We start from the raw sequence: 21,803 nt of genomic DNA, 5'->3' as shown, positions 1-21,803 counted from the left end.
CTTCACGTTACAGGCAAGAGTGGCGAGAGGTCGCCTTCTTTGTATCCAGTGTGCAGTAAATGCCACTAAATGTTTAGTAGCATTGCATTCACTTGCATAGGACAGCCTCATGCTCACGCTCCCAAAACTAGAAATTGATCGCGATCGCCTCACTGCGAATATTGAGCGGCTCGCAAAAATTGGTCAGCAGCCGTCAGGAAGTATTTGTCGCCTTGCGTTTACGCCAGAAACCCTGCACGCTCGGGCTTTAATTCAGAGATGGATGGCTGAACTCGATATGCATGTGCGAATTGATGCGGCGGGAAACTTAATTGGAACGTATGCCGGAAAACATCCTGCACCATCGATAGCAACGGGTTCTCACATTGATACCGTCCCATCTGGTGGCAAGTACGATGGAACGTTAGGCGTTTTAGCAGGGCTTGAAGTCGTTCGGACACTGCACAAAAATAATGTGCGCTTGAATCATCCGCTCGAAGTGATTGTGTTTACCGATGAAGAAAGCACAATGATTGGCTCTCAAGCGATCGCTGGAACAGTTCTCTACGACGACATAGAACGCTACCATCTGTCGACGGGACAGACGATTCAAGCCGCCTTAGAGAGCCTCGGTGGAGATTGGGATCTGTTAGCAACGGCACGGCGCGATCGCACCACGCTCTGTGCCTTTGTCGAACTCCACGTCGAACAGGGGATTATTTTAGAACGCACGGGACATCAAATCGGGGTTGTTCAAGGTGTAGTTGGCATGGAGCGTCACAAGCTTAGGATCACGGGACAGGCAAACCACGCGGGTACAACCCCAATGGATATGCGTCAAGATGCCTTGATTGCCGCATCCAAACTTGTGCTGGCAGTGCAAACGATCGCTTTGGCGCTGCCCAGTCAGCCAGTCGCAACGGTGGGCTATCTTACCGTTTCGCCCAATGCCGTTAATATCGTTCCCGGAACGGTAGAACTCAACGTCGATATGCGCGATTTGTCGAAAGAGGTGCTCGATCGCATGATTGAGCAATTAGAAACTGAAGTTGCGACGATCGCAGCGGAGACAAACACTGAAATTGAGATGATGCCGCTGCTGTGTGTTGAGCCGACCCCGGCGGCTGAATTGGTACAGAGCGCGATCGCATCTGTTAGTCACCAGCTAGGACTAACCCATTGCTCGCTTCCAAGCCGCGCCGGGCACGATTCTCTAGAGGTTGGACGCATTACCGACATGGGCATGATCTTTGTGCCGAGTCAATCGGGGCTGAGCCACTCTGAAGCTGAATATACCTCACCCGAACAATGTGCCCAAGGTGCAAATGTGCTGCTTCACACCCTATTAGAGCTAGACGCAATCTATAGGCTCTAATTACAGCTCTAATCACAATTGCTTTTAGAAATCTTCTAAAAATAAAGTCCCTGTACTCTTGGCTAAGAGAATACAGAGACTATCGATCCCTTGTGCGAAAATCTATTTTTTGAATGAATTCCTGATAGCTTTAGCCTTGCATTCTGCTATTTATGCAAAAAGTCTTATGGGTTGTATCAGGTGCGTTGTATCAAGTGCTAGGCTTACTTCTGATTGACCGGATCAGCAATGTAACGGAATGTTGGCTCTGAATTCCAAGCCCCACGCTCATCTTTCTCACCATTAGAAGACAAATTGTAGTAAAGGTCTACGGTGTCATCAGGCTGAATATTGCCAAACATCGGATCAGTCAGTTTGCCCATTGAGTCCAAGGCTTTCATGAACATTTGAGTGTGGGAAATCTCGCGCGTCAGAAGATGAACAAGCGTTTTTTTCGTGCCTTCATCGGTTGCCAACTTAATGAGCGATTCATAGGTTTGGCGCGCTCCTGCTTCTGCTGCGATATTTGCTCTCAGGTCGCGCACAACATCGCCTCCCTCGTTCAGATAGGTTGCTGTCCAGGCAGTGCCTTGACTATCGAGAAAGTGAGGACCCATGCCCCGAACAGCAAACAAGCTGCTTTTGTAAGCCTCGGTTTGATCCACATTTTTGGTGTGAGATTCAATCAGTTTGCCGACCATTTCTAAATGTCCAAATTCCTCGATCGCAATGTCTTGGAGCATATCTCGAATGCCCGCATTCTCAACATGGAAAGACTGCACCCAATATTGTAGAGCAGCAGATAGCTCTCCTGTTGCTCCACCAAACTGCTCTAGAAGTAGCTGAGCAAAACGCGGATCTGGCTCACCAACATTGACGGCATGAATAGTTTCTTTTTTGTGAAAGAACATTGAAACCTTCCTTAACTAAATTTTTAGATCTTCTTGTCGTAACATTTTGCTGTAGCATTCGATGCCCTACAAACCTAGAGCGAAGACCTCTGAATTACATCAACTTAAGAGGGATCAACTAAGCTACCGGCCTCTATCTTTGGAATTAGAGCGCCAAAAGTTACAGGGTCAGCAAAACAGGGTCAATAAAACTCACGCTGAATCCTGTAGGTGAGGATATCCGAACCGCTCTATCGGTGAACCCTACTGATTACAATGGGAACGCAAGCCCTAACCTTCGTGCAAAATAGTGCTGAGGTTATTTGAGAACTGTGGATAAGCCGATGACGACCATTCTGGAACAAGGCAACATCTCGATTCATACTGAGAATATCTTTCCGATTATCAAAAAGTGGCTCTACTCAGACCACGAAATCTTTTTGCGTGAGCTAGTCTCAAATGCAGTCGATGCCATCCAGAAAATGAAGATGGTGGCGCGTTCTGGAGACTTCTCAGGCGAAATGGGTGAGCCCGAGATTGTGATTACGATCGACAAACCGAAACAAACGCTCTCCTTCTCAGACACCGGCATCGGCATGACCGCAGATGAGGTGAAGCAATACATTAACCAAGTTGCATTCTCTAGCGCTGAGGAGTTTGTTCAGAAATACCAAGCCAGTGGCGATCAGCAAATTATTGGTCACTTTGGGCTTGGCTTCTACTCGTCGTTTATGGTGGCAAAACACGTCGAGATTGATACGTTATCGTATAAAGAAGGCGCGCAACCTGTTAATTGGACATGTGATGGATCAACGGAGTTTCAGCTAACGGAATCGTCGCGTACAACGCAAGGTACAACAGTTAAACTAACTCTACAAGACGAAGAATTAGAATATCTTGAGCCGTACCGTATTCGGCAGTTAGTGAAAACATACTGCGATTTCATGCCGTTTCCGATCAAGCTTCAAGTCATTGAAAAAGAAGATGAAGCCGCGTCAGAGCCGGAACAAATTAACCGTCAGATTGCGCCGTGGAAGGAGTCGCCAAACAATCTCAGTCGAGAAGATTACCTTGAGTTTTATCGGTATCTGTATCCGTTCCAAGAAGAACCGTTGCTGTGGGTGCATCTCAACACGGATTATCCATTTGTGGTAAACGGCATTCTCTATTTTCCGAAACTTAAGCCTGATGTTGATGTGTCGAAAGGACAGATCAAACTGTTCTGCAACCAGGTGTTTGTCAGCGATAACTGTGAGGAAGTAATCCCGCAGTTCTTACTGCCGTTGCGGGGCGTGATTGATAGTTTAGATATTCCACTCAACGTCTCGCGGAGCTTCTTGCAGAACGATCGCACGGTTCGCAGAATTGCCGACTACATTGCGAAAAAGGTGGGCGATCGCTTAAAAGAACTCTATCGGGATAACCGGGAAGAATACATTCGTTGCTGGCAAGATCTAGGAACCTTTGTCAAATTTGGGTCGCTCAACGATGATAAATTCAAGAAACAAGTTGAAGAGATCATCATTTATCGTACAACCGCAAATCTGGCTGACAACGCTCCTAAAGTGGAAGTTCAAACGCAGGAAGGAGATGTTTGGCAGGACTCATCAGAAGGTCAGAGCAACACTGTCGATGGCAAATCTTACACCACTTTACAAGACTATCTTGAACGCAACAAAGAACGCCACGAGAATCGCGTGTTCTACTGCAACGATGAAGTCTCTCAAGCAACGTATGTTCAACTTCACACCAGTCAAGGCTTAGAAGTCCTATTTCTGGACTCCTTTATCGACAGCCATTTCGCCAGTTTCTTAGAGCGCGAGTACTCTCACGTCAAATTCTCCCGCGTAGATTCTGAGCTAGATGACACGCTGATTGACAAAGACAAAACTGAGGAAATCGTCGACCCAACTACGAATCAAACTCGTAGTGAGCAGATTAAAACGCTGTTTCAAAAAGCACTCAACAAGCCGAAACTGACGATTCGGACGGAGGCACTCAAGGGAGAAGACGCTGCCGCAACGCCGCCTGCTATGGTGCTGCTGCCCGAACAATTGCGCCGAATGCAAGAAATGACGGCCTTGATGCAACAGCAGGCCGTGCAATTTCCAGAGGAACACATTCTGTTGGTCAACACCTCGCATCCGATGATTCAAAACTTGATTAATCTAAGTCATGGAGCGATCGCAACACCGGATGGTCAGTCTCCCTCGGCGGAACTTGCAAACCTAATTTGTCACCATGTTTACGATCTGGCATTGATGGCACAAAAGGGATTTGACGCGGATGGCATGAAGTCGTTTGTTGAGCGATCGAATCAGGTCTTAACGAAGCTAACGGACAAAGCAGCAAGTTAAGCGTCACGATTGGATGCATTAGAAGGGGCGGGGCTTCTCGCCCTTTTTGAGTTGGTGCATATCAACCTGCTTAGCTGCGCCAGCGCAACACCTGTTCTCGTACCGGATTGTCAAACGAGCGACCTTCAGCGATCGCACGTGTAAACTCCGCTTTCAGTTGGTAGTACCAACGAGCTTGAGTATCAGCGTCTTTAATCAGCATCAAACTGGGGTTATACTTCAGCCCGTCCTGCTGTTTGATCACCATCTGCCGATCTTGATCTAAAAACCGTCGCACGAGTGGACGAAGAACCGGCAGCAGAACCTTAAACCACGGTAGCGTCGTGTAGAAAAGCGTTGTAACTTCGGTTGAGGTTTCTGTAATTGGCGTGATCGTCGTTAAATTGCAGACCGTGTGACGATCGCTGGTGATTTGCTCGATCCGCACTCCGGGAAGTTGGAAGGAAATTTCGACCGCAGGTTTGCGACCAATCAAGCGGTACAGAACCGTCTCCCGCTCTAGCTGATGCTTTCGCATCGTGAATCCGTAGGGCGATGGGTCAAAGGTTTTGACCTCTTCGGCTAAATTGGCATCGGCTCGCCACCACCACGATCGATGCACAAACGGCACATGCGCTGGATCCATTAGCCCCACGATCGCGTGATCCACAAAACACGGAAAATTCATCACTTCAACGGATTGGTAAGTTTCATGCCCAAATCCGGGAATGCGAGGAACGTCTAGCGCAATGGCATCACTATCACCCCGATGTGCAGAAGGCATGTAGATCCAGACATTGCCCTGCACTTCTTGCACGCTGTACGCACGCACTCCAAACTTATCTAAATTGAGGTGCTGATCCTCGGTCAAAGCTGGAATTAAGGTACAGCGCCCGGCCGCATCAAACCGCCAACCATGATAAGCGCACTCTACTTCATGCCCGTCAAATCGTCCGTAGCTGAGCGGAATAGCGCGATGCGGGCAGATATCGCGCAACGCAAATGCCTGACCCGCTAACGTGCGCCCAAACAGAATGGGTTCGCCCAGCAAAATCTTGGAGATGATTTTACCGGGTTTGAGTTGGTGCCCTGGCAACGCATAATACCAGATGTCTCGGAGGAAGGTGTTGGAATCAGCCATGCAGCAGTTGGTTCTTGCGGTGCGATTGACAAGGTGTAAGTAGTGCGGGCATCTAGCCTGCGATCGTTAGACATGAGCAAGATTTTGACAAAACGATTTGGGGTGAGATCGCAGGCTAGATACGCTCTAGCTTAAATCACTAACCCCACGTTCGCCTAATCTAGAAGATGACTGCACTCGTCTAATTGTTCGCTCGCGTCATCTCCATCAAAATTTTCTGAGCACTCTGTTCGGGCTGGTCGGTAGCGGGAGAACGCTGAACGTATCGTCCATCTGGTTGCAAGTCCCATGCTTGACGATTGTCTGCCAACAAAATACCCAGCATTTCTTGCAAATCCTGAGCGAGGATTGGATCTTCAACTGGAACAACCGCTTCGACCCGCCGATCGAGGTTGCGCGGCATCCAGTCGGCACTGCCGATCAACACAGCGGGATCAGCATCATTGTGGAAGTAAAATACACGAGAATGCTCTAGAAACCGTCCAACAATGCTCATGACGCGAATATTCTCACTCACGTCCTTAACGCCCGGACGCAAGCAGCAGATACCGCGAATGATCAGATCGATTTGCACGCCGGCTTGAGACGCCTCGTACAGCGCCACAATAATCTGAGAGTCAACCAGGGCGTTCATTTTGGCAACGATTCGCCCCTCTCGACCCTGGCGCTGATGATCAGTTTCACGATGAATAAACTCAATCATGCGATCGCGCAAATTCACTGGAGCCACCAACAGTTTCCGATAGGATTTCTGCCGCGAATATCCGGTCAAGAAGTTAAACAGATCCGTGGCATCCGCCCCTAGATCTTCTCGACAGCTAAACAATCCCAAATCGGTATAAATCCTGGCCGTTTTAGGGTTGTAATTGCCCGTGCCGACGTGAACATATCGCCGAATTCGCCCCTCTTCCCGTCGAACCACTAGCGTTAGCTTGGTGTGGGTCTTGAGCCCTACCAAACCATACACAACATGGACTCCAGCACTTTCAAGTTTTTTTGCCCAAGTAATATTGTTCTCTTCGTCAAAGCGGGCTTTCAGTTCTACTAAGGCAGCAACTTGCTTTCCATTGGCTGCTGCCGCAATCAGGGCTTGCAAAATCGGAGAATCGCCCGATGTGCGATACAGCGTCATCTTGATGGCTAATACCTCCGGATCGTAGGCGGCTTCCTCGATAAAACGCTGTACACTTCGTGAAAATGAATGATAAGGGTGATGAACTAGAATATCTTGTTTGCGAATGGTTCCAAAGAAGTTGTCGTCGTTCTCAAACGCCGCCTTCTCAATGTCAATGTCATTGGCTCGCCGTAACACAGCAGGCTTGATCGCTGTCCAAGGTGAATCTTTTAGCTCAGGCAACGGTAAATCAAGAAGCGACATGAGATCTTTGAGACAGAGAATTCCCTCAACGTCATATACATCAGTAGGAGCGAGGTCCATCTCTTGCATCAGCATCTCGCGGACGTGATCCGGCATCGAGGAATTAATTTCCATTCGCACGACAGACCCTCCGAAACGACGTTTTCGGAGTTCCTGCTCGATCGCTAACATTAGATCCTCGGCTTCATCTTCCTCGACATCTAAATCCGCGTTGCGAGTTATGCGGAACGGATGATATTCCTGGATATTCATGCCCGGAAAGAGTGGCTCCAAATTGTGAGCAATCACTTGCTCTAGTGGCACGCCTGCCCACACGGTCGCTCGACTTTTAGAGAGTGAGGTGGGTGTGACTTGAGTCTCGATCGGTAGTGAGATAAAGCGCGGCAGCATTCCAGGAACCTTAACTCTGGCAAAGAGTTCTTCCTCCGTCACACTGTCTTTAATAACAACCGCTAAGTTTAAACTGAGGTTTGAAATATAGGGAAACGGATGGCTCGGATCGATCGCTAGCGGCGTTAGCACCGGAAAAACTTGCTCTTGAAAATAGCTCTGTAAATATGTGCGCTGTTCTTGGCTGAGGTCGATGTAGTCCAGTAGAAAGACGCCTTGCGTGGCTAAGTGAGGACGCAAAGCTTGATTAAAGTGATAATGCTGCTTCTGCACAAGGGGATGCAAACGCTCGTCGATCAGATCAAGCTGTTCTTGGGGGGTGCGGCCGTCTGGCGGCAACTTCGTTACATTCGCTTCGACCTGCTCTTTCAGCGCTGCTACCCGCACCATAAAATATTCGTCTAAGTTAGAGCTAAAAATCCCTAGAAATTTCAGCCGTTCTAACAGAGGGGTACGTGGATCAAACGCCTCGTGCAGAACGCGGCTATTGAATTCTAGCCAGCTTAACTCTCGATTGAAATAATACTGAGGATCGGTGAGATTAATGTCCACTGTGTTTTTTTTTCGCCGACGCATTAGAATACCTCGTCTTCAATGCCAACCCACCATTCCCCTAGATTCATTAAGTCTTGGTGAATGTCAGCCAACCGCGCTTCGTACTCAGCAGTAGATAACTCCGATCGCTGTTCGTTTAACTTGAGTAATCGAAGTTGAGCTAGTAACCACGGTTTGGTCATGCTGCCAGTCTGCTCTAGATAGCGGGCAAAGTCATAGCTGTTCATGGGTGGAGAGCATGTGGGGAGGTCACCTTTATTTTCGCGTTAATGCACGAGTTTGAGAGGGGTGAGGGAAGGAATTTCGCAGAAAGATAGCCGCCATCACAAAGCCGAGGAGAACCAAGGGCGCGATCGCGGCTATCTTTACTATCTGTCAACTTGAACTCTAATCTCGATTGAAACTAGGAAGCCAGATTTTGAGCAACAAAGTCCCAGTTCACCAAGTTGTCTAAGAAGTTCTTGATGAATGCAGGACGGGCGTTCTGATAATCAAGGTAGTAAGCGTGTTCCCACACGTCTAAGGTCAACAGAGGCTTTTGACCATGAACTAGGGGATTTTCAGCATTAGGAGTTTTGGTGATTTTCAGTGTGCCACCATCATCGACAAGCCATGCCCAGCCACTGCCAAACTGGGTTGCCGCCGCCGCGCTAAATTCTTCCTTGAACTTATCGAGGCTACCAAAGGCCGCGTCGATCTTAGCTGCGAGTTCGCCCGTTGGCGACCCTCCCCCGTTGGGGCTGAGGCAGTTCCAGAAGAACGTGTGGTTCCAAACTTGAGCCGCGTTATTAAAAATACCCGTTTTGGATGAATCACCGAATGACTTGTGAATGACTTCCTCTAGCGATGCATTCTCAAGCTCAGTGCCTTCGACCAGCTTATTGAGGTTAGTGTAATACCCTGCATGGTGCTTGCCGTAATGAAACTCCAGCGTTTCCTGTTTCATCCCGTGTGACTCAAGCGCATCTTTAGGAAACGGCAGGGGATCTTGTGTAAATGCCATGTGTTCTAGTCCTCTCGTTAGCGTTTAAGCAAAAATAACAGGTCTAAGTCGTAGTCAAACTCTGTCTTTAATCGAAGCGTTACGTACTGCGGAAAGATCGGCAGAAACATAACTTAATAGTGAGATCTTATCGCACAAAGAGTAAAGGCAAGCGCATCCTAGTGCTGAAGCGCAAGGGCAATTTACCTTTTTGGATCAGAAAGGCTCGATAGCTACAGAGTAGGGTCTAGAACGATAAAGTAAATATATCTAGGGTGAGATCTGTTGGAGGTAGCGTTTCTCTAGGTTCTGCTCTGCGAACCCTCTCGGGCTTGATTTGTAGGCTCTCAAATTTGCAGGCTCTCAGATGGCTCTCAGATTTAGATTGATGCGTTTAGAAGGAGACGCCCACGGCAACGCTAACGCAAAGAGGATGAAGAAAGTACAGACATTCTTTCATCAACCCTAATTTTGACGGTACATCTACCCTTGCTCTTTTCTGCCGCTTAAAGCGCGTTCTGGAAGCTCAAGCGGGCATTCTTGAAGATTAGAATAAGTTTTGTTTAACCTGGGATAACGTTTAGTCATGGGAACCGTCTACCGCTTCAGTATGTGCCAAGATCTCACCGAACGATATATCCGTATATGCGCTGATAGCGTTCCCATAGATAAGCAATTCTTCTAAACAAATTGTTTATCTATAAGAGAGAGGCGGCACAGGCATCTAGGTTAGATAGAGAGTTAAGTTAGGCGGACAGCTATTTAGTTAGAGCAGATATTTTAGAGCAGAGGGATGAGTCATTCCTAGTGCAATCACAAGCGCAATCACCGTGTCGTTGTCAAGTTTTTACCTGACTAGGCGCGATCGCAAGTGGTTATAAGAAGAGAGGGAGTCGGCAAGCAACAGGGTCTTGGAGGGTGGTCGTGGATCAAGAATTTTTTCTATCAGTAACTCCGGTGCGAGCAACCGAATATCTTGTCCGTACAGAAGGCGTCTCTCCGGGAGTGCCGTTAGCCGAAGAGTTAGTGACTTGGCAGGTAGACGAGTGGCTAGAGCAAGCTCGTCAGTTGATGCACGACCCGTTATTGGGATTGCTCAGAGGCAATCTCTTTCGTCCCCGTACTGGACACTCACCCGAAGATGCCGCAGGTGTGCTTGTGCCAAACCTGGTTGAATTTGGACAGACTCTCTACAACGCGCTGTTTCAAGGGACGATTCGCGATAGTTGGATGACCGCTCAAGGCATCGCTCAAAATCGGCGGGAAGGATTGCGGCTGCGTTTAGGACTAAAAGGAGATTTGCTACCGCGCTTACCCTGGGAAGTCCTTCATGCGGGGGTGCGTCCGTTAGCGACTGGAACTGATGTCGTGTTCTCTCGCTATCAGGCCGCCTTTGCTCCGATGGCAACCGTGCTGACGCCGCACCGCTCGTCATTGGTCGAGCAGAGTCAGGCGCTCCGAATTCTGATGGTACTGGCGGCTCCGACCGATCAAGAAGTGTTAGAGCTAGAGCGCGAAGCGACGCATCTGCGTGAAGAACTGATGCGCGATCAGGGCAGTGCAGCGGGCGAAATTGAACTTACAATTCTAAACCAACCGGGGCGGGAAAGGCTGACTCAAGCTCTAGAGCAAGGGCGCTTCCACATCTTGCACTATGCCGGACACAGCAACTTGGGCATGTCGGGCGGAGATTTGTATTTGGTCAACGATCGCACTGGGTTAACAGAAGTGTTAAGCGGCGATGACCTAGCAGGCTTGTTGGTGAATAATGGCATTCGCATGGCAGTCTTTAACTCCTGCCGAGGAGTTTACACCGCCACCGCCGACCCAACCAAGGCGACGGAATCAGGTAACCTTGCCGAAGCCTTACTGAAGCGGGGAGTTCCGGCAGTTTTGGCGATGGCAGAGCGGATTCCCGATGACGTAGCGCTAACGCTCAGCCGCCTGTTCTATCGCAACTTGAAGCAACGCTATCCAATCGATTTGAGCTTGAGCCGTGCCCGTCAGGGGTTGCTCTCGTCTTATGGCTCAAACCAGTTGTATTGGTCACTGCCCATTCTGTATCTGCACCCCGACTTCGACGGCTATTTGCAACCGCCGCTTGTGGGCGAACTGCCGACTCCAGAGCTTGTGACCCCGACGCGATCGGTTCCTGAAGCAGTGTCGACGGCAACCCCAGTCCCTTTTGTGATGCCAGACGATCTGTTGGACGAGCTGGAGTTGGACAACCCCGACGATCGCGATCGCGAGGAAGTCCTGAATCTGCTACGGGAATTGCAAGAGGACTCTGACCATCCCTTTTATGAGGAGCCGCCCGACACTTTTTTTGAAAGTGAGGATTTTGAGAGTGAGGACAGGCTTCAGTCCTCCGATCGCCCTCGGACAGCAGCAGATTTTGTCGCTTCAGGAGAAGCCCTCTATGCGAACGGCGATGTAGCAGGCGCGATCGCGGCGTACAGTGAAGCGTTGCAGCTAGATAGCCGATATGCTGACGCCTACAGCAAAATGGGTATTGCCTTAGAGGAGTATGACAGCCCTGCGGAAGCAATCATTGCGTACCAAATGGCACTGCAACTCAATCCCAATTTAGTCGAAGCGGAGCAAAATCTTCGCCGCCTCAAAATTGCGCATAACTTTGGAACAGATTCTACTGGCAGAGCCATTAGCCAGGAGCCGTCGGACTTAGCTCAATCTTCTGAATCGAGTGGCGCATCGCTAGTCAAAACAGAAACTCCGCCTCACTCGCGGGTGTTTGCCAAAAACTTAAAGCATTCGACTCGCCGTCGTCCCTGGCTCACGTTTGGCATCGCCGGAACTGCTGTCGCGGCTGTTTTAGCCATTTGGGGAATTTCTACTTTGCGATCGTCTCTATCGCCTAGCAACGTCTTGCCTGATCCGGCTACTCTGCCTACTAGCAATCCGCCAGCGAGTCAGACTGGTATGCTCACGGCTACAGCCACTCAGAGCTTTCGTCAGGGCGATCTGCGCAAAGGACAGGAAGCAACAGAGGCTCTGCTCGATCAAAACAATTTAGTGCAAGCGACAAGCGCGATCGAGGCCGTTCCTAACGACAAACAGACGAATCCAGCCATCAGCTTTTTGCGCGGTCGAGTCGCTTGGCAATCGCTTCAGCAAAGCGGCAATCGGACATTCAGTATTGGAGATGTGCGTCGTTACTGGAAAACGGCGGTGGACGGCAAACCAGAGCCGCTCTATTACAATGCCCTCGGATTTGCCTACTATGCGGAGGGAAACCTCAAGCGCGCTGGCGAGGCATGGAAGACCTCAGCTAGATTGGCTGCCGAGCAGCAGAAACTTGGCGCAACCGCAGCAACAGGCAAGGCAAATCCTGCTCTGCAAGATGAGATGACGGCCTATGCTGGCATTGCCCTCGCCTACATGAAGACTGCAAACCAGCAACCGCCCAAACGGCAAGCCAGTTTAAAGCGTCAAGCCATCATTCTGCGTAACCGAATTCTAAGGCAGACGCCAACTGAGTTTGAGCCAAATGCTTTAGCTAAAAATTGGCTGTGGACGGAAAGCGCGATCGCAGAGTGGAGAGCGTTGCTAGCGGCAAAATAACCTTCAAAAGAACCTTAAAGAAACGATGAGATCGAATCGCGCTTCCGAATGTCCATCATTTCAGCTAAACCTGGCTCAGTCCAATCTAGAGGATGATCTTCGTACTGAGGCACCACCTTTACTCTAGGCTGTCTTGGTTCAGCTACAGCAGCGCTTCGAGCAGCAACGGGTCTAACAGGTCTAGGCTGTGCACTGCTTCTAGGAGCGTTTGGCGCAGGTCTTCTGGCACTCTGTGGAGCAGTTCTTAGGGGTGAAGGAGCTGGAGGACGAGGGTGCAGGGCAGTGGGCATGGGTGCGGCATTCCGCTTAACTAGCGATCGCGAAGCAAGCTTCCCCTGGAACCGTGGTGTCGCTTTGACGGGGCGAAGCTGACGCGCCAATAGCATTGAGGCTCCGCCACAACATACCACGACAGCCGCCAACAAACCAAATGATGAAGCAGACTCTTGAGCTGAGTATTGCACTGGCGCTGGGGCTTGCACTACAACTTCGGATTGCGCTTGCTCTGTTTGAAGCGGCGAAACATCGATTTGCAGAATCCCTTTTAGCGAAATCCCAGAAATTAGCATCAGCACCAGCCAGGAACCCGTCCAAAACAAGATGGGATGGCGTTGGGTTAGATATAGGAGAAGGCGACAGGTGAAGCGGGTGGTGACGATCGCTCGATTTAAAAATCGGGGCGTAGCCTTAGAAACCAAAGCCCGTGAATTGTCGTTTCGTTTTCCCATGACGGTGTTAAAGGGTGCAGCGTAATTGATGCGTCAGATTCTACATTGAATAATTCTTTTTTGACCAGTTTTGCTAGTTTTCAGTAGATTCTACGTTGAATAATTTTCCTTTTGGATTATTCTGCCGAATTTGATAGAAATGCAAACCTACCTAAAGAGAGACCCACCGCTACAGAATGAGCCGTACATATTAATGCTCATTCCCAATACACCACGTTTTTAACTGCTCAGGATGATTTACCAGCCAATCGTAATTTTCCAGAAGAGCGATCCGATCGCGAGCATTGCTAAATGTTGAGGTAGGAGCAGTGCGATCGCTTGACGGGCAATTTTCTGCGTCAGGAAGACACTGAGCCAGAATGAGCCGACGATCGTTGCGGCTTGCAGAAAGGTGATCACAGCGGGATGGGCGATCGCAACCGGCAGCGTCGCTAAAGACGCCTCTGAATTAAACGTTGCTACTGTCACTGGCAGTACTTGCCCGGCTTCAGTTAGTCCGAGACGCAGGTAATGAGCGAGGCTACAGCCTAATACAAACGGCAGATATCCGTAAGCGAGTTCTAAAAAGGGACGGGACTTGGGATTGAAGACTTGCAGCAGGGCGTTGGCGAGGAGTGCGATCGTGCCCGGAAGCAGCAACGCCAATACCGATACGCCTGCATGAATTCCAAAGTGATTTAAATGAAGATCCAGTCCAAACTGCTGCTCAATTTCTGGCAAGCGGTGGAGAAACACCGCACCCCATAGCAAAAAGAGCAAACAAAGTTCTGCATAGGTCGGTTTGTGCGTTGTCCAAAGTTCGATTCCGGGCGGACGCAGGTTGAGTTCGACGGATCGATGCGGACAAGCCTTGAGGCACGTCATGCACAAGACGCAATCTCGATTATCTTGAAGCTGAGCCGGATGAGAATAGATTGGACATCCGCCTGTGTCCATGCCTTCTCCTTTTTGAGGTCCGCCTTTATAGCATTGATAGGTCGTACAGCTTGCCGAACAAATGCCTTGATGAGCCCGCAATTCAATCATGGATAGCTTGGCAAACATTCCATTCATGCCGCCGATGGGACAGAGATATCGACACCAGAATCGCCGCTCAAATAACAACGAAAAGGTAACGGCTCCAGCCGTGATTAATAAGAGCAAACAGCCCGATAAATAAGCCGTGTTCTCTAAATTCCACAGTTCTTCCCAGAGCAAAATCAGCGCAAACATGCCAAAGAGAAACCAACCGCCCCATTTCTCAGCCGATTGTCGGGGCCACGGTAAAAGTTGCCTTGGAAACAGCCACAATGAAACTTTTTGCGCTAATTCTCCGTAGATCATGAAGGGGCAAATCGAACACCAAAGCCGTCCCACAAAGGGAAAGCCAATCAGAATCAGCATCCACCACCACGCCCAAAACAGATTCAGGGCAATGTTGCGATCGCGGCTCTGCGGCCCCAGCATCAACACGGCCACCACGATCGCAAAACTCCCCAATACGAACCCGTAGTTGATCCGATCTGTCCACCACGGACTCCGCAGAAACTGCCGTAGCTTTGGATAGGCGTTGAGCAGATTGACCCGGAACCTGCGGCTTTTCGCACTTGCCGACCAAAAAACTTCTTCTGTGAGTTCGCTCGCGCCTTCAGACTGCACCAACGCCCGCTCAATCAGATTCTGTAATTCCGTGGAGTTCCCTGGAAAATCATATCCTTGCAGGCGGCGCAGGGCTTCTGGCGTCACATTCGGTTTTGGAATGCTCCGCGATCGCGAAAACAAGCTGAGATAGTATTCCACCATCGCCGCGACATCTGCTTTTCGCACTCGCAACGGCGGCACTTTGATACTGTGATCAATTTTTTTGCACCGCTCCAACTGAGGCAAAACTCGTTCCGAAATCATCATGATCCGAGCTTCAAACGGACGCGTCGATGCTGCCGGTTCTCCCTCTCTACTGACCGGAGTAAATTCTCCCGTGGATAGCATTTGCACCAGTTTCGCTTCCAGCTCCGGTGAAGCGTCTTCCAAATTATTCAGCAGGAGTGTGCCACGACCAAGCCACTCCAAAAGTCCGGGTTTCCCGCCTGCTCGACCAAACAATTCCGCCCCGTTCGCTTGCAAGGTGTTGCAGTTCACCTTAATCAGGGGTTCTTTGCGATCGCTCGACCCAAAATGAATCAACGCCGCCACATTGTCTTTTTCAAGCCCAGGTTCGCCAAAGATCAGCACTGAACCGCGATCTTTAGAAGCTTTTTTCATTTCCTGTCGCAGCCGCATTGCATAGCGGCTTGACCCGACAATTCCTCGTCTCACCTTCGGGACAAGATAGGGACGCAGGGCGGTCTGCCGTTCTCGTTCATACTCCAAAGCGGACGAAACTTGCTCTAATTTGGTGGCAAGCTGTCGTGAAACCGTTTGTCCAATTTCGGTATACTGCTGAGCCAGTTCGAGAAACCGCGATCGCTCAATCGTCCACAACACACAGTCATTCAGCGTGATCGTGGTTTCTACCGCCAATTCATCGAGCAGTAGCTCTTTCAAATACATCACCGCTCCCGGAAGCAGCCCTGTTGCCCTTGCTTCACTGTTTTTACTCGTGCGGTAACTCTCAATATGCCCACTATAAAGAATATAGAGGGCTGTCGGAACGGTGTCCTCCAGCGTCAGGCGGCGATTTTCTCCAACGGCTTCTTCTTCAATCTCGGCTGCGATCGCAGCCAGCACGGAATCCGGTAGCGTTCCCAAGGCTGTGTTTTGCTTCAGCCACACAACTCGCTCAGCGTAATCCACCATATTTAGAGTCTTCTGTATTAAGTGGCTAAATTATTAACTGGCTAAATTGAATTACCAATCGACCTGCGATCGCTCATGCAACACTCGCCCAAACACCGCTTCCGTTTGCTGAGCCAGTTTAAACCAGTCAAAACGGCGTTCCAAGTCTTTGTAAGCATTGTTAACCAAGGATTGAGCATACTCTGGCTGCTTCAGCACCTCCAAAATGCCTCGCGCTAGCGAATCAGGGTCATTCACCCACGTCACAATTCCCGTTTGTTCGTGACGCACTACTTCTGGGAACCCACCTGTATTCGAGACAACAACCGGAACTCGTGCCGCAAAACTCTCTAATGCAACAATTCCAAAGGGTTCATACAAGCTTGGAAAAACAGCACAATCCGCGATCGTCTGAAAGCGATCTAATTCTTCATCGGGCATGAATCCAGTGAAGTAGCACTTCTCCCACAGCCCCCGCTCCCTCACCTGCTGTTGAAGATGTGCGGTCTGTCCGCCCCCGATGAACACAAACTTGACGTGATAATTCAATTCTTGAAGGATCTTAGGAGCCGCTTGAATCAGGGTGGAAACGCCTTTCTCATGGCTCATTCGACCAACGTAATAAACGATTTTTTCATCATCTGCCGCAAACAGTCGGCGAAAGGCTTTGTAATCAAATGCTGGGTTAATGTGTTTTTTTTCACGTCGAATGCCGTTGTACACCACATCGATTTTGTTCCAGGGCGTGTTGAGCGTTCGCTCCACTTCCCGGCGCATATAATCGGTGCAAACAATCACCCGCCACGCCTCGTGAGTGAGGTGCTTCTCACACTGATGCACGTAGCGCTGTGTGTCTGTGTGAATGCCATTGTGCCGCCCGTATTCAGTGGCATGAATCGTGGCGATCAGCGGAACTTTGAAATGGTATTTCAGCGCGATCGCGCTACTTCCGACCAGCCAATCGTGAGCATGAATGACATCAAACGGCCCTTCTTCTAAAATGAGTTTGCCGCCGTGGGAGCCTAAGCTCTCATTCATGTTGCCGACCCAATGGAAGAAGTCGCGTGCTGGTGCCACGGGTAATCGGTGAACCTTTATCCCATCCACAATTTCGTAGCGGGGAGCTTGCCCAAACTCGACTGTCATCAGGTGAACCTCATGCCCCAACCTGACCAATTCTGGATAGAGTTCCGCAACATGACGGGCAATCCCGCCCACAATGCGGGGTGGAAATTCCCAGGTTAAGACCAACACTTTCATTTGCCCTGACCCACAGCGTCACCTCATCACTGTCTTATCTTTACGGAAACACGGAGGCTCCCTCGACTCCGGACTATCCCCAGTCTTAGTTGAATACGGTACAGCAATTTGAAGGAGCCATGCGGTGCGAAGTATACCGTCATACCTTATTCAAGAGAATCAAGCGAGTTGCTTTAGCAGAGTGTGCCAAAACGAAAACTTTAGAAATTCTTTAGAAGGTTGTAAGGGATACGCTACTCTATAAGTTAGGAACTGAATCGAGGTGAATTGTTTCAGCTTGGGCAAACGGTTGCATAGGAGCTACAAAGTCTCTGTAGTCTTTAAAGGTTTTTTAGGGCGGCACCCTATCCTACTCGCGAGGAGTCTAACCTTTCTTCTGCATTGAGCCTAGAGGCAGAACATTATCGAATCTCAATTCTTCCTGGTCCTACAGCAAATTGTCCCAGAGCTAATTTGCCCTATCAGTTAAGCGTACTCCTGAAAGATGCTGGCACCTTCTGATAAGTTTACAAATACTGAAGTGCCCTTACAGATTCTCCTGTTTGTCGATCAGCGTCCCAATTCTAAAGAACAAATCCGGCAGATTCGGTCGTTTTTCAAGGAGCGAGAGTCCGACAATCGGTTTGAGCTTCAGATTGTCGATGTTGGCGAGCAGCCGTATTTGGCAGAGCATTTCCGATTAGTGGCAACCCCTGCTCTGATTAAAATTCATCCTGAGCCTCGACAAGTTTTGACGGGTAGCGATCTGGTCGCTCAGCTAGAGCGGTGGTGGTCGCGGTGGCAACGAGCGGCAGAAGAATTTTTGTTGGAGGAAGATGCGCTAGCAAAATCAGCTAAAGCTGATGCGTCTAAAACGACTGGCGTTCAATCGGTGATTCAATCGGCAGAGTTGTTAAAGCTATCAGATGAGGTTTTCCGGCTGAATCAAGAGCGTGAAGAGTTGAAATTGCAGCTTCAGTTTAAAGACCAGATTATCGCGATGTTGGCGCACGATCTTCGCAATCCTCTCACCGCTGCCTCGATCGCCGTAGAAACTCTCGAAATCGGTCACAAATCTGGTGATCGCCAGTCCTCACGATTCACGCCTGCCCTAATCCTCCAGTTGTTAAGCCATGCGCGATCGCAGCTTCGCACAATCGATCGGATGATCACGGACATTCTGCAAGCGGCGAAAGGCTCTAGCGCAGAACTACACATCCAGCCTCAGAAGCTTGATTTAGGCGCGATGTGCCGGGAAGCGTTAGACAGCTTGCACGATCGATCGCAAGCTAAGCATCTGAAAGTGAATACTGATATTCCGAATGATCTGCCGTTCGTTTACGCCGACCCCGAACGCGTTCGGCAAGTCTTCGTCAACATTTTGGACAACGCGATCAAATACACGCCAACTCATGGCGCAATTCACGTTTCCATTTTGCATCGCACGACCCAGAAGGTGCAAGTCAGCATTTGCGACTCTGGACCTGGCATTCCTGAAGACAATCGAGAGCGCATTTTTGAAGATCATTTCCGGCTTCAGCGCGACCAAGCGCAAGACGGATATGGAATTGGTCTTTCCCTGTGTCAACGGATAGTGCGATCACACTATGGGCAAATTTGGGTAGATTCTACGCCAAATCAAGGGAGCTGTTTTCACTTCACATTGCCTGTCTTTCGACTGCAACAGCAATTGACCGACGGATTTAAGTTGTGAAACAGCTCTTTCACGGAGCTAAATAGGAGGCTATTAACGCAAAGGTGTTTTATGTATGAAACGGCTTTAAACCCCTTTGTCTTACCGTCCATTAACGCTATACCGAACTCTAAAGCATTCACTTTGCAAAGTATTGAAGAGTAGGCTGCTTAGGTTGAATCAGAAGATTTGCGGAGTTTACCTTTCGTTTCCGTAGTTGTACTGTACGGAGACTAAGACAACTAACCAAGTACGGATTGATGAACTAGGGCTATCTTGTTAAGTGTCCTGAATGAGGGCTGCGTAAGTTTTTGAAAATGGAGGCAGTTGTCTTCTTGCTCTAATGGAATCTTGCAGTGCGATCGCTGGCTATATCTTATCTTCACAGTTACTTCACTCTAGAAAAAGCACATTGATGCGATCATATACTCTAAGTTGAAATGTTAAATAGATTACTAATGGCGCAGTCGCTTACTGAGTTTCAAATATCTCTTTCTAGCCGCTGAAATCCTGCTCTTCTACCTTATCGCATGATGCAGATCGATTTCACTACAGCGCTGTGTGAACTGTATATTAACTGTTCTCGAAAAGCGAATTGAAGCTGGGATAACTTACTTAGTAAATTCAATCTCGCTACAAAGCTTAGCGCAGGATCAGTATGCGTTTTTATTGAGTGCTATTAAACACAAGAATTTTTTCGGGTACTTTTCGAGCTAATTCTTGACATCCTCTAGTTGATAAATCTCAGTGACTTAGGGAAATGTTTAAGGTGCATCTAAACTTCAAGGAATTTCAGTCTACGGATATGCTGTAGCTAACAAATTGCCTGTCTACTTCACCATTTCCTTACTTTGATTCCATCATTATTAAGCCATTTAAATCTAGTGTAATTACGGTACTAATTCAAAAGCGGCTCACCTATAACTATCATTGAGTCGGTCATAAAGTAATTACTAAAAACCATCTCATACTGGTTTTAATCCTAAGCTCAGTACCTTAGCCTTCCGGAAGTTGATTCAGCAATATAGCTGATCTAGCCAACTTCTAGAAAATGTTAGTTTCGAGCAATAGGGGGGTATTTACCGATTGATCAGCCTTGAACATGACTAGTCAAGAGCAGTTTTTTAGCGAATTTCTATTAATAGAACCTAGTCTGCCTATCCACCTGCCGCGTAAAGGAACCGCTGAAGTCGATGAAGTACGATTCCTTAGAGTATCAGCCTAAAGCCGCCGAAGTTAGTGTCTATGAGTGTGAGGTCCATCTTAAGTTTCGGCTTATTGAGGAGAAGGGAGTCCTTCAGGATCGTGAACAGCTTTTAGAGATGCTCATTGATGCCTTTTCGTGCGGCAGCGATGAATATATGGAGCCAATGCAGGTACGGGTGAACGCAGAAGAAATTTCTGAACTCGAAGCTTCGCCTCAAATGCGCCGTCAACTCATTCGGTTGCGTAATTCAAACGATTAACAGCAAAAGACTACGAGGGGTGCCCCAAGCGCTCTTTGTAGAGATAGATGAATTTGCATAACGAGGATGCCATTAATTCTGTCTCTGCTTACTGAACCATAAACGAGGCATCACTAATCGGACGATCGTTAAGTCGCATCCGCACCGTCCAGGTTCCAGGAATTGCTGTTGTGCCGATTGGATAGTGACAGTAAGTATTCCAAAGGGCAGTGCGAATCTCTTGCGTTTCGTAGCGGTTTTGTTTCACGATCTGCTGATTGGGATCAATCCACTCGCAAGAGAGCGATAGCTTCTGCCCGATCGGAGCGTCTTTTAACACAACACGGTAGTAGAGATCAGGATTCGATTGGCGAGAAACGGTCTGCACATCGCTACCATCCACTTGCAGGGTAATGCGATCGCGCTCAACAGACACTCGATTTAGGGTCTGTTGCTGGTGATTCAAGAAATAGAGGATTGACGTGATCGCCACAATGATGGTAGCGACAACACCTCCAACTATCCAACGATTTCGACGCTGCTCTACTTGCAATGATTGCTGTCGCCGTACCTGCATCAGAGATTCCTCTAACAACTCTAGTGGCAAGTTCAACTCTTGAAGAATTTGTCGAACTTCGTCTGCGTCCAGTTCATCTTGCCGCTTATTGGAGATGCGCTGGGCCTCTGCAACAATCTGGGTTAACTGTTCCTGCGTGAGTTTCTGCATTGTTGTCTCCAACCTTCATCGGCGTGTGGACATGTCGATCCTGACATGCGATCGCCATTTGCAACAATTAGCACGGCTCTGCTCTTCAATCCCTAGCCAGTTGCTTTGGTTCTAAGGTGGTACCTTCTAGGCTGACAGAAGATTGCTCCGGTCGGTGCTAAGTTAGACGTGTCGTTAAGTCATCTAAAGCGAGGCATCAAAAAATGCCGTTGCTGCATACAATCCGTCTAAACCTATGCCCCTGTCAGCTTAGTGATCTTGATTCTGTATACCTGCTGTAGACGGACGCTGAGGTAAGGCGGTTTCTTTTCGACGATCGTCAAATCTCCTACGAGGAAGCGCGATCGTTTATCGAAGCCAGCGCCCTCAGCTTTACCCATCATGGTTATGGACTCTGGCTGTTTTTTGAGCGCGATCGGCGCAACTCACAACTCGGCAGGAACCGCGTCGCAGGATTTGTCGGTTTACTGCATTCATCAGAGCTACCGCCGAGTCTCATTGTTGGTACAAGCCCTCAACTTTGGGGACGCGGCTATGCCAAAGAAGCTGCACGGGCTGTACTTCGTTATGCATTTGACCTCAAGGGGTGACAGCGAAGCTAGAAATTAGACAGAATGCCGGATGAGGGAT

The 21,803-nt window shown here is 49.0% G+C and carries 16 protein-coding genes; 6 read left to right on the top strand and 10 right to left on the bottom strand.

The features are described from left to right. Positions 1-109: 109 nt before the first annotated feature. A complete protein-coding gene (locus AC5I6P_RS11530; RefSeq protein ID WP_495693899.1) occupies positions 110-1,354 on the top strand; it encodes a Zn-dependent hydrolase in 1,245 nt (414 codons plus the stop codon). A gap of 203 nt (positions 1,355-1,557) precedes the next feature. Here AC5I6P_RS11530 and AC5I6P_RS11525 read toward each other — a convergent pair whose 3' ends face one another. Then, positions 1,558-2,244, bottom strand: coding sequence for a manganese catalase family protein (locus tag AC5I6P_RS11525; protein ID WP_495693898.1), 687 nt, complete (start codon positions 2,242-2,244; stop codon positions 1,558-1,560). A 323-nt stretch (positions 2,245-2,567) separates the two neighbouring features. On the opposite strand from AC5I6P_RS11525, the gene htpG reads away from it, so the two are divergent. Beyond that, a complete protein-coding gene (gene htpG / locus AC5I6P_RS11520; protein ID WP_495693897.1) occupies positions 2,568-4,580 on the top strand; it encodes a molecular chaperone HtpG in 2,013 nt (670 codons plus the stop codon). A gap of 70 nt (positions 4,581-4,650) precedes the next feature. Here htpG and AC5I6P_RS11515 read toward each other — a convergent pair whose 3' ends face one another. The 4 genes from AC5I6P_RS11515 to sodB all read right to left on the bottom strand — a co-directional run bounded on the left by AC5I6P_RS11515 (position 4,651) and on the right by sodB (position 9,026). Further along, positions 4,651-5,700, bottom strand: a complete 1,050-nt coding sequence (locus AC5I6P_RS11515) for a Rieske 2Fe-2S domain-containing protein (protein ID WP_495693896.1) — start codon at positions 5,698-5,700, stop codon at positions 4,651-4,653. Between the two features lie 181 nt (positions 5,701-5,881). Then, entirely contained in the window at positions 5,882-8,044 is a 2,163-nt protein-coding gene (ppk1, locus tag AC5I6P_RS11510) for a polyphosphate kinase 1 (RefSeq protein WP_495693895.1), read from the bottom strand. Next, the gene (locus tag AC5I6P_RS11505) at positions 8,044-8,250 is read right to left on the bottom strand and encodes a hypothetical protein (protein ID WP_495693894.1); all 207 of its coding nucleotides are present in this window, start codon (positions 8,248-8,250) and stop codon (positions 8,044-8,046) included. Before AC5I6P_RS11505 ends, ppk1 begins: the two co-directional genes overlap by 1 nt. Before the next feature lie 176 nt (positions 8,251-8,426). Continuing rightward, positions 8,427-9,026: a superoxide dismutase [Fe] gene (sodB, locus tag AC5I6P_RS11500; protein WP_495693893.1), complete on the bottom strand. Its 600-nt coding sequence runs from the start codon at positions 9,024-9,026 to the stop codon at positions 8,427-8,429. 903 nt (positions 9,027-9,929) lie between these two features. Between sodB and AC5I6P_RS11495 the strand changes: the two genes are divergently transcribed. After that, positions 9,930-12,587, top strand: coding sequence for a CHAT domain-containing protein (locus AC5I6P_RS11495; protein ID WP_495693892.1), 2,658 nt, complete (start codon positions 9,930-9,932; stop codon positions 12,585-12,587). A 14-nt stretch (positions 12,588-12,601) separates the two neighbouring features. On the opposite strand, the gene AC5I6P_RS11490 is transcribed toward AC5I6P_RS11495, so the two are convergent. The 3 genes from AC5I6P_RS11490 to AC5I6P_RS11480 form a co-directional block, all read right to left on the bottom strand. Beyond that, on the bottom strand, positions 12,602-13,315 hold the full coding sequence (locus tag AC5I6P_RS11490) for a hypothetical protein (protein WP_495693891.1): 714 nt from the start codon (positions 13,313-13,315) through the stop codon (positions 12,602-12,604). Positions 13,316-13,552: 237 nt separating this feature from the next. Then, positions 13,553-16,090, bottom strand: a complete 2,538-nt coding sequence (locus AC5I6P_RS11485) for a sigma 54-interacting transcriptional regulator (protein ID WP_495693890.1) — start codon at positions 16,088-16,090, stop codon at positions 13,553-13,555. A 51-nt stretch (positions 16,091-16,141) separates the two neighbouring features. Further along, positions 16,142-17,329: a glycosyltransferase family 4 protein gene (locus AC5I6P_RS11480; protein ID WP_495693889.1), complete on the bottom strand. Its 1,188-nt coding sequence runs from the start codon at positions 17,327-17,329 to the stop codon at positions 16,142-16,144. Positions 17,330-17,813: 484 nt separating this feature from the next. Between AC5I6P_RS11480 and AC5I6P_RS11475 the strand changes: the two genes are divergently transcribed. Continuing rightward, complete coding sequence (locus AC5I6P_RS11475; protein WP_495693888.1) at positions 17,814-19,022, top strand: histidine kinase; 1,209 nt, start codon at positions 17,814-17,816, stop codon at positions 19,020-19,022. A gap of 1,172 nt (positions 19,023-20,194) precedes the next feature. After that, complete coding sequence (locus tag AC5I6P_RS11470; RefSeq protein ID WP_495693887.1) at positions 20,195-20,467, top strand: Npun_R1517 family heterocyst differentiation transcriptional regulator; 273 nt, start codon at positions 20,195-20,197, stop codon at positions 20,465-20,467. Between the two features lie 88 nt (positions 20,468-20,555). On the opposite strand, the gene AC5I6P_RS11465 is transcribed toward AC5I6P_RS11470, so the two are convergent. After that, positions 20,556-21,173 carry a DUF3859 domain-containing protein gene (locus AC5I6P_RS11465; RefSeq protein ID WP_495693886.1) on the bottom strand — a complete coding sequence of 206 codons (618 nt, stop codon included), beginning with the start codon at positions 21,171-21,173 and terminating at the stop codon, positions 20,556-20,558. Positions 21,174-21,406: 233 nt separating this feature from the next. After that, the gene (locus AC5I6P_RS11460; RefSeq protein WP_495693885.1) at positions 21,407-21,556 is read right to left on the bottom strand and encodes a hypothetical protein; all 150 of its coding nucleotides are present in this window, start codon (positions 21,554-21,556) and stop codon (positions 21,407-21,409) included. Between AC5I6P_RS11460 and AC5I6P_RS11455 the strand changes: the two genes are divergently transcribed. Beyond that, the gene (locus AC5I6P_RS11455; RefSeq protein WP_495694024.1) at positions 21,497-21,763 is read left to right on the top strand and encodes a GNAT family N-acetyltransferase; all 267 of its coding nucleotides are present in this window, start codon (positions 21,497-21,499) and stop codon (positions 21,761-21,763) included. The genes AC5I6P_RS11460 and AC5I6P_RS11455 overlap by 60 nt on opposite strands. The last annotated feature ends 40 nt before the right edge of the window (positions 21,764-21,803 follow it).

It is taken from the genome of Myxacorys sp. (assembly GCF_059501405.1).
Note: the sequence above shows the minus strand (reverse complement) of the source record. Positions and strands in the feature narration are given on the sequence as shown.

What these genes read in the sequence shown, in the direction of transcription:
- AC5I6P_RS11530 (WP_495693899.1), top strand. Translation starts at nt 110, where the DNA reads ATGCTCACGCTCCCAAAACTAGAAATTGATCGCGATCGCCTCACTGCG.
- AC5I6P_RS11525 (WP_495693898.1), bottom strand. Translation starts at nt 2,244, where the DNA reads ATGTTCTTTCACAAAAAAGAAACTATTCATGCCGTCAATGTTGGTGAG.
- htpG (WP_495693897.1), top strand. Translation starts at nt 2,568, where the DNA reads ATGACGACCATTCTGGAACAAGGCAACATCTCGATTCATACTGAGAAT.
- AC5I6P_RS11515 (WP_495693896.1), bottom strand. Translation starts at nt 5,700, where the DNA reads ATGGCTGATTCCAACACCTTCCTCCGAGACATCTGGTATTATGCGTTG.
- ppk1 (WP_495693895.1), bottom strand. Translation starts at nt 8,044, where the DNA reads ATGCGTCGGCGAAAAAAAAACACAGTGGACATTAATCTCACCGATCCT.
- AC5I6P_RS11505 (WP_495693894.1), bottom strand. Translation starts at nt 8,250, where the DNA reads ATGAACAGCTATGACTTTGCCCGCTATCTAGAGCAGACTGGCAGCATG.
- sodB (WP_495693893.1), bottom strand. Translation starts at nt 9,026, where the DNA reads ATGGCATTTACACAAGATCCCCTGCCGTTTCCTAAAGATGCGCTTGAG.
- AC5I6P_RS11490 (WP_495693891.1), bottom strand. Translation starts at nt 13,315, where the DNA reads ATGGGAAAACGAAACGACAATTCACGGGCTTTGGTTTCTAAGGCTACG.
- AC5I6P_RS11485 (WP_495693890.1), bottom strand. Translation starts at nt 16,090, where the DNA reads ATGGTGGATTACGCTGAGCGAGTTGTGTGGCTGAAGCAAAACACAGCC.
- AC5I6P_RS11480 (WP_495693889.1), bottom strand. Translation starts at nt 17,329, where the DNA reads ATGAAAGTGTTGGTCTTAACCTGGGAATTTCCACCCCGCATTGTGGGC.
- AC5I6P_RS11475 (WP_495693888.1), top strand. Translation starts at nt 17,814, where the DNA reads ATGCTGGCACCTTCTGATAAGTTTACAAATACTGAAGTGCCCTTACAG.
- AC5I6P_RS11470 (WP_495693887.1), top strand. Translation starts at nt 20,195, where the DNA reads ATGAAGTACGATTCCTTAGAGTATCAGCCTAAAGCCGCCGAAGTTAGT.
- AC5I6P_RS11465 (WP_495693886.1), bottom strand. Translation starts at nt 21,173, where the DNA reads ATGCAGAAACTCACGCAGGAACAGTTAACCCAGATTGTTGCAGAGGCC.
- AC5I6P_RS11460 (WP_495693885.1), bottom strand. Translation starts at nt 21,556, where the DNA reads ATGATGGGTAAAGCTGAGGGCGCTGGCTTCGATAAACGATCGCGCTTC.